The organism is Bacillus sp. KNSH39 (genome assembly GCF_052656585.1).
In genome coordinates this window covers 3,051,190-3,063,625 of the sequence record NZ_JBQXYO010000001.1, presented here as the reverse complement: position 1 = coordinate 3,063,625, position 12,436 = coordinate 3,051,190, and the positions used below count along the sequence as shown (strand labels likewise).

The following is a 12,436-nucleotide window of genomic DNA, read 5'->3' as shown; positions in this document are numbered from 1 at the left end:
AAAGTAGGTTTTAAGTAATGAAGAAAATGGCATTATCCTTCGCAGTCGTAAGTTTATTACTGGGAGCTTGTAGTAACAATAGTAATACGATTAGTAAGAAGGATGAAGTTATACAAAAAGATACAAAAGAAAAAAGTATGATTCCGAGAACTGCTGTTTCTAAAGATTATTATAGAACTGTTATTCCTTTAAAAGAACAAAAGGTTATTAATACAGCTAATATAAAAACCAATTCTAAATTAGATTTAGCAGAGTATGAAAATGGTTTAATAAATATTGCAACGCAGCAATTTGATACAGAGAGTCACGTACTGCAATTAAACCAGTATATTCCAGAGAAACTAATTGATGAACTAGTTGCGAAAGTAGAAGCGCCAGTTTTGACAAATATTATAGAACAAGATTATTTCGGAAAACAGAATTCAAATGAATTAAGTTTATCTGGTGTTATGATTGGCTTAGCTATGTCTTCAAGTGTATCGAATGAAGAGGCTATGTCTAAAGGGACTGAAGTTGCTAAACAACTTATTGAAGCTATTAACAAAAATGATAAATATAACAAATCTCCAATTACGTTTGCTATCTTTAAGCAAGAAAGTACAAGTTCTTTAAAAAATGGTACGTATATTGCTAGTGCTACTGTTCAAAAGAATGATACGAACCTTGGAAATTGGAGTACGATCGATGAAAAGTCGTATTCATATCCTTCTGATGAATTTACACAAGCACATGGAGAAGATAATACAAAAATAAATAACTTTGCTAAGGAAATAAAAGGTTTTTCTAATGGAGATTTTATTCCAGTCAACGCTAAAGTTTCTTATAAGAAAGATCAAATGGATACATTAAATATGAATATTGTTATTAAATATAACGGTAAAACAGAATTAATGGCTCTTACCCAATTGGCTGCTCAAGGCATGTTAGACAAATTGCCTAAAGATGCGAAAGTACAATTACAGATCAAGTCCGAGAGTAAAATTGAGGCCGTTATTATAAAAGAGAAAAACAGTGATAAACCGTTTGTTTCCTTCCTGTAAAAAAAGACAGTATGTAAACTGTCTTTTTTTTATTTTAAATGAAAATATATAATGTTTTTTGATAGTAATTCCTTGCTGTATATCGTGTGACAATCGTATATGTATCAGCTATAATAAATTATCTTAAAAAAGTAACATATAGGAATTTGAAAGAGGTGGCTTTCTTATGGCATCACAACAATTAGGTCGTTTACGTTCTGAAATTGATCAACTTAATTTACAAATATTAGAGTTACTAAACGAAAGAGGTCGTCTCGTACAAGAAGTTGGTAATTTAAAAGAAGTACAAGGTGTGAAACGTTTTGATCCTGTACGTGAAAGAAATATGCTGGATTTAATTGCAGAGAATAATAATGGTCCATTTGAAACTTCGACTTTACAACATATTTTCAAACAAATTTTTCAAGCTGGTTTAGAATTACAAGAAGACGATCATCGTAAAGCATTACTTGTTTCTCGTAAGAAAAAAACAGAAGATACGATTGTTGAAATTAATGGTGAAAAAATTGGTGACGGAAATCAGCATTTTATTATGGGACCGTGTGCAGTGGAAAGTTATGAACAAGTACGTCAAGTTGCTGAAGCAATGAAAGGGCAAGGTCTGAAATTAATGCGTGGTGGTGCGTTTAAACCACGTACTTCACCGTATGATTTTCAAGGTCTTGGATTAGAGGGATTACAAATTTTGCGCCAGGTAGCAGATGAATATGATTTGGCTGTTATTAGTGAAATTTTAAATCCGAATGATATTGAGATGTCATTAGATTACGTTGATGTTATTCAAATTGGCGCTCGCAATATGCAAAACTTTGATTTGCTAAGGGCAGCTGGTGCTGTGAATAAACCAGTATTATTAAAACGTGGTCTATCAGCAACGATTGAAGAATTCATTAATGCGGCAGAATATATTATGGCAAAAGGAAATGGGAACATTATTTTATGTGAACGAGGTATTCGCACGTATGAAAGAGCGACGCGTAATACGCTTGATATTTCCGCTGTGCCGATTTTAAAGAAAGAAACACATTTACCTGTCGTTGTCGATGTAACGCATTCTACAGGGCGACGTGACCTTCTCTTACCAACTGCAAAAGCAGCGATGGCAATTGGTGCAGACGCAATTATGGCTGAAGTACATCCAGATCCAGCTGTAGCTTTATCTGATGCAGCGCAACAAATGAATATACCGCAGTTCAATGATTTTATGAATGAATTAAAATCATTTGGAAGTAAATTATAAAAACTTTTAATGAGCTGTTCCAAAAAGGCATTTTGGAACAGCTTTCTCCTATTGTATAGCGACTGTCATTGTCGATTTTTGTTGGTAAGTTGATATATTTAAAAAATCGCTGATATAATTAGAGTTGCGGTCGATATATTTGGAAAATCGCTGATATATTTCGAGTTACAGTCGATATATTCGAAAAATCGCCGATATAAATTTCATTTACTATCGTACTGCTTAAAATAAGATTTCTACTAAGGAAACATCTATTTTTTTACAAAAAATGCCCTTTTTTCATAAAAAATACGAAAATACGAGAAAAGAAGCGAATTTTTTCGAAACTTTTGCGGGAAAATATTGTATGAGCCTGCGTTTTTATCGTATCATTAGTAAAAGGAAGAACTCGGGACGATTGGTGGCATCTGCAAATAGAGTTGATGTCTTTTTTTCATTCAAGTAACCGATACATAAAAATAGATAACAAAAATAGAAGGAGTGTGCGATGAGATGAACGTAACAATATATGATGTAGCGCGTGAAGCGAACGTTTCAATGGCTACCGTATCACGCGTTGTGAACGGTAACCCAAATGTAAAGCCTACAACAAGAAAGAAAGTATTAGAAGCAATTGATCGTTTAGGATACCGCCCAAATGCGGTAGCACGTGGACTAGCAAGTAAGAAGACAACTACAGTAGGTGTTATTATTCCTGATATCTCAAATACGTTTTATGCAGAACTAGCTCGTGGAATTGAAGATATCGCAACAATGTACAAATATAACATCATTTTAAGTAACTCTGACCAAAACAAAGAGAAAGAGTTCCATTTATTAAATACGATGCTTGGAAAACAAGTGGACGGAATTGTTTTCATGGGTGAAGATATTACAGACATTCACATTGAAGAATTTAAAAAATCTCCAGTACCAATTGTATTAGCAGCATCATTTGATGAGCAAAATGAAACGCCATCAGTAAATATTGATTATACACAAGCAGCTTATGATGCAATGAAGCACTTTATCGAGCAAGGACATAAACGTATCGGTTTCGTCTCTGGTCCTTTCATTGATAAAGCGGGAAGCGCGAAGAAGTTACAAGGTTACAAAAAAGCTTTAGAAGAAGCAGGTATTTCATATGATGAAAATCTTGTAATCGATGGAGATTACACATATGACTCAGGTATCGAAGCATTCGAAAAGCTTTGGAGCAATGATGAAAAGCCAACAGCAATCTTCGTATCTTCTGATGAAATGGCACTAGGTGTAATCCATGCAGCACAAGACGCTGGATTAAACGTACCAACTGACGTAGAAGTACTTGGTTTCGATAATACACGCCTTGCATTAATGGTTCGTCCGCAGCTTTCAACAGTTGTTCAACCGATGTATGATATCGGTGCAGTAGCAATGCGTCTATTAACAAAGTATATGAACAAAGAAAAAGTGGAAGATCACACTGTTATCTTACCTCACCGTATCCAATTTAGAGATTCAACGAAGTAAGTATAAAAAAGCTCACAGCGATTGCTGTGAGCTTTTATTCGTATTCAGGATAGTATTTTTGTACGACTGCATTTACCATTTCGTCTTTTTGCAAGTTAATTGATATTTTTAGTACAGTTATATTACTTTGTAAATTTACAACTTCGATGTAAAAAAACTGTTTGTCTAAGTCAATCGTAACATAATCGAATCGTTCGGATAGCTCTAATTTATATGTAGTAGTATATTCCAAATGAAAGCCTCCTTATTGTATAAGTGTATGTTATAATGCCTTCGCTATAGATGGGGCTATTCCTTGTTATATGTCACATAAGTGCAAATTTAACTATTATAGGGCAATGTCATGTATAATAGAAAGAAAAGGCTTGTGAGGGGGGAAAAGAGATGATCGTTCTTTGGATAATTACGCTTTGTATGACTGCTATTTTTGCATATATGACGTTAAAACAAAATGGTTTAAAGCGATTTGTTCCAGGAAGTATTCTTGCAGGAATTGCCCTTATCACGTATGTAATTTCTATTTTTATTGAAAGTGTATCAGTAGATATGAGCACAAGTTTAATGTTTATTGGTATTACACTATTTGCAGGTAGCATTATGGTACTTATGGTTGCTGGTATTATTTTATTTATTCATATGAATTCGGAAACGTTATAGCATATAGAAAAGGCATGTCCCGAGGGGACATGCCTTTTTATCCGTTCAATTATGCTCTATCTTTAGAAGAGTTTTGCTGTTTTAGTAAGTCGCGAATTTCGCCAAGAAGTTCTTCTTCTTTTGTTGGTTCTGGAATTTCTTCCTCTTTTTCTTCTTCTTTTTTAGATGTTAGTTTGTTGAAAACTTTAACAAACATAAAGATAGAAGCTGCGATAATTAAGAAGTCAAAAATTGTTTGGATGAAGTTACCATACATAACAGCAGATTTACCGTATCCAAAGTGTAAACTTGTAAAGTCAACGCCACCTAATACCATACCAAGTAATGGTGTGATGATATCTTTTACTAAAGAACTAACGATTTTACCGAATGCAGCACCGATTACAACCCCGACAGCTAAATCAACGACATTCCCTTTGAAAGCGAATTTTTTAAACTCGTTCCACATGTGTTAATCCCATCCTTTCCACGATTCATTATGAAATTTATAATTCCTATCAACATATTCTATAGAAATTTACGAGAGAAATAAAGAGGGAATGGGAATGAAAGTAAATTCTGAAAAATGTATCCGTTTTAATTTTTGTTTACATCATCTAGTAAAGATTGTAGCATTTGCTGCGTTTTTAATCCTTCTAATCCATCTACAACAGGCTTTGTATCGCCTTGTACACACTCAATAAAATGATGAACAGCATCTTCAAAACCACGTTGTTTTAACGTCGTATCCCATGATGGGGAACCACTTTGTAAAACTGAGTTTTCCTGTTCAATTTCAAATGTATTCATATTTTTTACGCGAATGATTTTCCCTGGCGTTACAAGTTCAATTTGTTCTAAATTTGTACCGGCATGGCGATGCATTGCAGTAGAAAGTAACAGTCCACTTGGAGTTGTATATGTATGATGTCCGTAAAGAAGTTCATTCTTTTCATTGATTTGCATCATATTGTGAACGGCGTTAAGGTCATCATTAGCTAACCAGCGAGCGGTATCTACAATGTGTAAATAATCATCTAACATAGTGAAGTCGTACGTATATGGCCCGACTTTATTTGTACGATGCTTTTCAATTCGAATCCATGAAATATCATTAGCCTGTTCTTTGGCAGCGACATACATAGGAACGAATCTGCGATTAAATCCGACCATTAATTTTCGGTTATACTTCTCGCTTAACTCGACTAGTTGCTCAGCTTGTTCCACTGTAGCTGCTAGCGGTTTATCAACATAAACGTCGATCCCTTTTTTTAGAAGTTCAGAAACGATTTCATAATGCGATGCAGTTGAACTATGAACGAAGATTGCATCGCATTCCGAAGCTAACATTTCAATAGAATGAAAGTCTTGAATTCGGTATTGCTGGCAAACTTGTTTTCTTTTCTCTGCGTTAGGTGTAAACGCCCCTACAAAATTCCAATCAGTTTCTTTTGTAAGTGTTGGAAGATAGGCCTTTTGCGCAATACTTCCAAGTCCAATCATCCCAATTTTAGGTTTGTTCATGTTTATTCCCACCCTATTAATATTAATGTAACGGCTTAAATGTAGCATAGGGTGGGGGAGGAAGGCAAAAATTAGCTTTTTACTTACGGCCTTCTAACAAAATCTTCTCTATCTCCTCAAAGTGATGAGCGCGAGCATGCTCTAGCGGGGTAACACCATCATTGTCTGGAATATTTACATCTGCACCGTGCTCAATAAGAAGGCGAATGACTTGTTGCTGTGTTTCGTTTCCGTTACTTAGTACGATGGCTTCCATTAAAGCTGTCCATCCCAGGTTATTTACATGATTTACATCAATATTTGTTCGAGTGAGGAGTTCTTTTATGACGTCAATATAGCCATGTTCTGAAGCTGGGATAAGAGCTGTTCCGCCGTAACGATTTGTAATCGTAGGATCTGCACCAGCATCAATTGTTAGTTTTAAAATGTCTAAGTAACCTTCCGCACCGGCGTATAGAAAGGGATTATTTTTCATGTCATCTTGAATATTTACGTCCGCACCGGCTTTGATAAGCGCCTTTGCGGTTTTTACATCATTTTTGTATGTAGCAATCATAAGCGGAGTGCGTCCTTGACTATCCGTCGCATTTATATTTGCGCCTTTTTTTAGTAAAGATATAACAGTATTCGTTTCATTTTTTTCAGTAGCTGCTAGTAGTGCAGTCTCCATGTTTGTCATCTCCTTTTTTACTTCTTGTTCTTGCGAGCATCCTTGTAAAAAAATTACGCAACATATCATACTGAATGTTTTTTTGAACATGGAATTTCAACCTCCTAATTTCAACTGTAAAATAGGAACATTAAATTTTTATAAACTGACGCTAAAATTACTATAAAATCGCTTGAGTAATTGAACATATATTTTTATGCTTATAAATAATAAGGTTTGATAAAGTGAAACTTTAATCAGTGGGGGTTTTGTTCATCCCCCACTGATTATTAGTTGAACCAATCGGGCTTTTATGGGCAGTTGATCCCCCACTTAACTTCTTTGCTTTCTCTGAATTTTGAGGTCGGGATCTTACTGCCCGTTAATGCGGGGTAAAGTGAGGATTTAAGATATGTCTATTAAAACAAGGTTTTTATTTTCTTATATTGCTGTTATCCTCGTTTCCATTACGCTTATATTAGTCGCGGGATTTTTAATCGTTTTTTCGATAACAGGTGACTTGGAAGCAGTGAAAAATTTCTATAAAAGTTCTTACATTCAAAAGCCGCTTACACCAGAAGAAGAGAATGCCTATCTTGAGTTGAAGTCAGCAGCTAAACAGCATCAATCTCAATTGTTAGATGAGTCGTTTGTCTCAGCAATAGAAAAAGAGGGTGTGAAAATAGTAGTAAGAAAAGGAGAAACACTTTCATATGCTTCAAACGTATTTGAAAGTGTATCTTTAAAAGAAGCCCTTCCGAAATTTGAATCAGCAAATATTAATAGTCGTGGTACAACGGAACTAGGCGATACATTTTATCGATATGTAAAGTTTGATTTTTATTTTCCTCAGGAAGAAGAGGGAAGTATATTTGTATTAAAAAAGCAAAGTTCATTTGTAGATCTTACACAAAAATTATTTCCAATCTTATTTGTATCTCTCTTACTACTAGCCATTTTACTCATTGGATTATTAAGTTACCTCGTTTCAAGAAGTGTAATAAAACCAATTTTTGTATTGAAAGGCGCAACGGAGAAAATTAAAGAAGGAAATTTAGATTTTCAAATACCAGTTACATCACACGATGAAATAGGGCAATTAAATCAAGGATTTGAGGAAATGAGGAAGAGATTAAAAGAATCGATAGAGATGCAAACACAGTATGAAGAAAATCGAAAAGAGCTTATTTCAAACATCTCTCATGATTTAAAAACACCGATTACATCAATTATCGGATATGTAGAAGGAATAAAGGACGGAGTAGCAAATACGCCAGAAAAAATGGATAAGTATTTAACAACTATCCATACGAAGGCAAAACATATGGACACACTCATTGATGAACTCTTTTTGTTTTCGAAGCTCGATTTGAATCGAGTTCCCTTTCAGTTTGAAACGGTTGAATTAAATATGTTTATGCAAGAGTTAATCGAAGAGATGCAAATGGATTTAAGTAAAGAAGGTATAGAAGTTAACTTGCAATTACATGCATCACCACTATATGTAACGGCTGATTGCGAAAAGATAAATAGAGTTATATCAAATTTAATTCATAATAGTGTGAAATACATGGATAAAGAAGAGAAGAAAATTACTGTAACAGTATCGAGTAATAATAATAAAGTTATTGTGAAAGTGATGGACAATGGATCAGGTATAGAATCTGATACGCTACCTTATATCTTTGAACGTTTTTATCGTGCAGAACAATCGCGGAATTCTAGCACAGGTGGAAGTGGACTTGGTTTAGCAATAGCGAAGCAAATTGTTGAAGAACATGGCGGGAAAATTTGGGCGGAAAGCGAGCTTGGTAAAGGCACAAGCATTTTCTTCTCATTGGAAAAAGTAGAGGAATGTGGTGAGTAAATTGAAAAGAATTTTATTAATAGAAGATGAAGTAAGTATTGCAGAATTACAGCGAGATTATTTAGAAATTAATGATTTCCAAGTTGATGTAGAGCATTCAGGAGAAACAGGTTTACAAATAGCCCTGCAAGAAGACTATGATTTAATTATTTTAGATATTATGCTTCCGAAAATGAACGGATTCGAAATTTGTAAACAAATACGTGCTGTAAAAGATATTCCGATTCTACTTGTTTCAGCAAAAAAAGAAGATATAGATAAAATTCGCGGACTCGGATTAGGAGCGGATGATTATATAACGAAGCCGTTTAGCCCGAGTGAATTAGTCGCAAGAGTAAAAGCACATATTTCTCGTTATGAAAGATTATCAGGAAATGTAAGTAAGCAACGTGATACGCTATACATCCACGGAATTTCTATCGATCAACGGGCGAGAAAAGTTTTTATAAACAATGAAGAAGTGGCATTTACAACGAAGGAATTTGATTTATTAACATTCTTTGTCACAAACCCAAATCAAGTATTAAATAAAGAACAGCTATTTGAACGCATTTGGGGATTAGACTCTGCTGGTGATTTAGCAACTGTTGTCGTTCATATTAGAAAGCTACGTGAAAAAATTGAAAGAGATCCTGCTCACCCGCAATATATTGAAACAGTATGGGGAGCTGGTTATCGTTTTAACGTGTAATATACCTGCCGAGTAATTGGCAGGTTTTTTGTATGTTATTCGAATGAAAAGGAAGAAATAGGTAATTCGTGTTAAAATGTAAAGAGAAACAAAACAGAGGAGAGCATAGGGAGCGAGCTATATGTTGGGGGATATATTAAAAGATAATAAATCAAATAAGACTTTAAAGATTGGAACTAATATCGTACTTATCTTATTGATTATTGGTGCAATACAAATGTTTTATGATGAAGATTCTACGAATGATCATTTCGGTTGGTTCTTTTTTGCGATCTTTTGGGTAATTAAAAGCATTTCTAGCTCTAAGGTAAGTTTAAAAGATAGAGATAAAAAGTCGGTATTACTTGATGTGGGTTTAGTGGTTATTTCTTTTGTTTTTTTAGTTGTTTTTAGTGTGAAATATTTCTTTTGAAAAAAGCTCATAGTCGTATAGAGGCTATGAGCTTTTTATCAGTGTTTAGGTTTTCTTAATAATAATGGTACTAACGATTTATAAAATGTTTGAGTAGTAGAAGTAAACTGAGCAGCTTCTTCTAAAAAAGGATAATGGTTGCTGTTTTCGAATGGAATGAAGATAGAATTACGTATCCCATCATGTATCTCGATAGAATATTGAATTGGGCACTGTACATCATATCTTCCGCATATAATAAGTGTCTTTGTTTGGATGGAAGGTAAATTCTCTCTTAAATCAAATGAAGGATATTCATTGGCGAAAGCATTCATCCGGCTAATGGACATTGTTTTATTGATTGGTTTACAAAAATAAGAGTTGTAGTTTTCTGGTTTATACAATGATAATTTTGTTCTCTTAGTAGATAGTTCTTTCCGTTCTTCATTTGTAAGGTGAGGGCTTTTTAAGTTTTCGATGAGTTTTTGCATATAATGAAACTGTGGATGTGCTGGGTGATAAATGCAGAATGGTGTTTCGGTATAGTTACTTGCTGCAGCTCCTGCTACGACTAATGATTGTAAGGAATGTGGATATGTAATTGCATATAAAAGTCCAAGCATACCACCTGTTGAATGGCCAGCGAAATGCCATGTTGGAAGTTGTAATGCTTCTCGTATGGCTTCCAAGTCGTGGATTGTTTCAATCATGCTTAATTCTTTTTCTGAATTGGCTTTTAACGAGTTACCAGCGTCTCGTAAATTAATGAGAAATACACGATGCGTAGCAGTAAAAACATCCGCAAAGTAATCACCAGTTTCATTAAATTGTGAATAGTGATGTGTAATACAAAGCGATTCGCCATCTCCTTTTGTAAAGAGTTCAAATGTACCACGTTTCGTGTGGATCATTTGTCGTTTCCACATAATATCACTACCTTTTCTCATAAAAGTTGGGCCAGGCTGTTATGAAATGAAAATATATCGGCGCATTTCGAAATATATCAGCGATTATTAAAATATATCGACTTACCGACAGAAACCGACAATAAATAAAAGGAGGCTATTCAAAAACGAGCCTCCTTTTCGTTTAGTACAAAGATTTTGTCATATTATTCCGAATAATTTCAAGGGATTTCGCTACAGTTAATGCGTTTTTTTCTTCAATTTCTGGTTTACGGGGGATAGGTTTATACATGTTGTCTGGATCTTCCCATGTGAGGGGAAGTTCTGTTTCTGCTTGTCCTTTCCAAGCTTCAATCCATTCTGGAGGGAGATAACCTGAGATGTTTTGGATGTTGTTCATTTCGAGCCAAATGAGTGCCCAAGCTCTTGGAACGACGCGCCAGTGATCATAGCCACCGCCACCGACAGCGATCCAGCGACCGTCGCAATATTCATTTGCAATTTCACGAGCGAGCTTCGGTATTTCACGGTAAATATTCATTGTCGCACAAAGATGTGTAAGTGGGTCATAATAATGTGCGTCAGCACCATTTTGCGTTAAAATAATATCCGGTTTAAAGTACGCTGCAACTTCTTTTACAACAGTTCGATATGATTTTAAGAACGATTCATCTTCTGTAAAAGCATCGAGTGGAACGTTAAAAGAATAACTATAGCCATTACCTTGTCCGCGTTCATTTACAGCGCCAGTTCCAGGAAATAAATAGCGACCAGTTTCATGTAATGAAATTGTGCATACGTTAGGGTCATCATAAAACGACCACTGTACGCCATCACCGTGATGAGCATCTGTATCAATATATAAGACGCGTAAACCGTATTTCTTTTGAATATATTTCATTGCGATAGAACTGTCGTTATAAATACAAAAGCCAGATGCTTTGCCGCGAAAGCCGTGATGTAAGCCGCCGCCCAAATTAAGTGCGTGCTTTACTTTCCCAGAAAGAACAGCATCGACAGCTGTTAATGTACCACCAACGAGCAATGCGCTTGCTTCGTGCATATTTGGGAACATCGGTGTATCTTCTGTTCCGAGTCCATATGTCATTGCAATTGATTTTTCTAACTTTCCTTCTCCAGCACGTTTTACCGCATTTATGTACTCCTCTGTATGAACGTAGGCGATTTCTTCATCTGTAGCCGTCCGTGGTGAGATGATTTGAGAGGGAGAGATGAAACCGCCCTTTTGTAATAAATCATACGTAAGTGTGACGCGCAGTTGGTTAAAAGGATGATCAGGGCTAAATGAATAGCCCCGGAAGTCATCCGAATAAATAAACGCGCTACTCATGCCTGCATCCCCATGATGTTTGGCCATAATACGCGGTAGCCTTCTGCTTCAAGTGCATCAATCACTTTTAGAGGATTCATCGTTTGAATGCGGAAAACGAGTACTTTATCATTCTCATCTTTTGCTGGATAGACGAGAACGCTCACGATATTTATTTGTAAATCACTAAAAATAGCAACGACTTTTCCAAGAATACCAGGTTCGTTTTTTACTTGAATTTCAATTTGCGAACTTGGTTGATGTGCTCCTGTTAATTTTACTAACGTGTGTAATACTGTAGATTCAGAAATGATTCCAACTAACTTCCCGGCCTTTGTAACAGGAAGACAGCCAATTTTATTTTCAAAAAATAAAGTAGCAATTTCCTCAACGAAATCGAGAGGATGGCAAGTCATAACAGGATGTTTCATAATAAGTTCGAGCGGTTGCTGTAGCATATCGAGTGAAACTTGTTCATCTAGAATAGACGGACTTGCATCTCTTACATCCCGATCAGAAATAATGCCTACGACGTGATTATTTTGATCGACAATTGGAATGTGCCGAATGCCTTTCGTGCGTATCGTTCGGATTGCTGTTTCGATTGTATCGTTTGGATGTAATGTAACTACATTTTGATTCATAATTTCTTCTACAATCATTCCAGTTGCC

General features: G+C 35.4%; 14 protein-coding genes. 7 read left to right on the top strand and 7 right to left on the bottom strand.

Annotation, left to right across the window (positions count from 1 at the left end; all coding sequences use genetic code 11):
• Positions 1–17 precede the first annotated feature (17 nt).
• The 3 genes from ACUL40_RS15650 (at position 18) to ccpA (ending at position 3,771) form a co-directional block, all read left to right on the top strand.
• Positions 18–1,040, top strand: a complete 1,023-nt coding sequence (locus ACUL40_RS15650; protein ID WP_000738025.1) for a CamS family sex pheromone protein — start codon at positions 18–20, stop codon at positions 1,038–1,040.
• A 166-nt stretch (positions 1,041–1,206) separates the two neighbouring features.
• Entirely contained in the window at positions 1,207–2,280 is a 1,074-nt protein-coding gene (locus ACUL40_RS15645; protein WP_000168209.1) for a bifunctional 3-deoxy-7-phosphoheptulonate synthase/chorismate mutase, read from the top strand.
• Positions 2,281–2,772: 492 nt separating this feature from the next.
• Complete coding sequence (ccpA, locus tag ACUL40_RS15640; RefSeq protein ID WP_001103297.1) at positions 2,773–3,771, top strand: catabolite control protein A; 999 nt, start codon at positions 2,773–2,775, stop codon at positions 3,769–3,771.
• A 34-nt stretch (positions 3,772–3,805) separates the two neighbouring features.
• On the opposite strand, the gene ACUL40_RS15635 is transcribed toward ccpA, so the two are convergent.
• Positions 3,806–4,003: a hypothetical protein gene (locus ACUL40_RS15635; protein ID WP_002195827.1), complete on the bottom strand. Its 198-nt coding sequence runs from the start codon at positions 4,001–4,003 to the stop codon at positions 3,806–3,808.
• A gap of 152 nt (positions 4,004–4,155) precedes the next feature.
• Here ACUL40_RS15635 and ACUL40_RS15630 point away from each other — a divergent pair, with 152 nt between their 5' ends.
• The gene (locus ACUL40_RS15630) at positions 4,156–4,428 is read left to right on the top strand and encodes a DUF3917 domain-containing protein (protein WP_000636589.1); all 273 of its coding nucleotides are present in this window, start codon (positions 4,156–4,158) and stop codon (positions 4,426–4,428) included.
• A 49-nt stretch (positions 4,429–4,477) separates the two neighbouring features.
• Here the strand turns inward: ACUL40_RS15630 and mscL are convergent, their stop codons facing one another.
• From mscL to ACUL40_RS15615, 3 genes are all read right to left on the bottom strand, one after another.
• Complete coding sequence (mscL, locus tag ACUL40_RS15625) at positions 4,478–4,876, bottom strand: large conductance mechanosensitive channel protein MscL (RefSeq protein WP_000267011.1); 399 nt, start codon at positions 4,874–4,876, stop codon at positions 4,478–4,480.
• 128 nt (positions 4,877–5,004) lie between these two features.
• The gene (locus tag ACUL40_RS15620; RefSeq protein WP_065211786.1) at positions 5,005–5,931 is read right to left on the bottom strand and encodes a Gfo/Idh/MocA family protein; all 927 of its coding nucleotides are present in this window, start codon (positions 5,929–5,931) and stop codon (positions 5,005–5,007) included.
• A 79-nt stretch (positions 5,932–6,010) separates the two neighbouring features.
• Positions 6,011–6,691 carry an ankyrin repeat domain-containing protein gene (locus tag ACUL40_RS15615; RefSeq protein ID WP_000475115.1) on the bottom strand — a complete coding sequence of 227 codons (681 nt, stop codon included), beginning with the start codon at positions 6,689–6,691 and terminating at the stop codon, positions 6,011–6,013.
• Between the two features lie 301 nt (positions 6,692–6,992).
• Between ACUL40_RS15615 and ACUL40_RS15610 the strand changes: the two genes are divergently transcribed.
• The 3 genes from ACUL40_RS15610 (at position 6,993) to ACUL40_RS15600 (ending at position 9,550) form a co-directional block, all read left to right on the top strand.
• The gene (locus tag ACUL40_RS15610; RefSeq protein WP_000023870.1) at positions 6,993–8,447 is read left to right on the top strand and encodes a sensor histidine kinase; all 1,455 of its coding nucleotides are present in this window, start codon (positions 6,993–6,995) and stop codon (positions 8,445–8,447) included.
• A gap of 1 nt (position 8,448) precedes the next feature.
• Positions 8,449–9,138 (top strand): response regulator transcription factor, encoded by a 690-nt coding sequence (locus ACUL40_RS15605; protein ID WP_074048001.1) that lies wholly within the window; start codon positions 8,449–8,451, stop codon positions 9,136–9,138.
• A gap of 121 nt (positions 9,139–9,259) precedes the next feature.
• Positions 9,260–9,550, top strand: a complete 291-nt coding sequence (locus tag ACUL40_RS15600) for a hypothetical protein (protein ID WP_000900161.1) — start codon at positions 9,260–9,262, stop codon at positions 9,548–9,550.
• A 38-nt stretch (positions 9,551–9,588) separates the two neighbouring features.
• On the opposite strand, the gene ACUL40_RS15595 is transcribed toward ACUL40_RS15600, so the two are convergent.
• The 3 genes from ACUL40_RS15595 to ACUL40_RS15585 form a co-directional block, all read right to left on the bottom strand.
• Entirely contained in the window at positions 9,589–10,476 is an 888-nt protein-coding gene (locus ACUL40_RS15595) for an alpha/beta fold hydrolase (protein ID WP_137396700.1), read from the bottom strand.
• Between the two features lie 142 nt (positions 10,477–10,618).
• Positions 10,619–11,785: an acetoin utilization protein AcuC gene (gene acuC / locus ACUL40_RS15590; protein ID WP_000092832.1), complete on the bottom strand. Its 1,167-nt coding sequence runs from the start codon at positions 11,783–11,785 to the stop codon at positions 10,619–10,621.
• Positions 11,782–12,426, bottom strand: coding sequence for an acetoin utilization AcuB family protein (locus ACUL40_RS15585; RefSeq protein WP_000634583.1), 645 nt, complete (start codon positions 12,424–12,426; stop codon positions 11,782–11,784). The genes acuC and ACUL40_RS15585 overlap by 4 nt, the downstream gene beginning before the upstream one ends.
• Positions 12,427–12,436 lie beyond the last annotated feature (10 nt).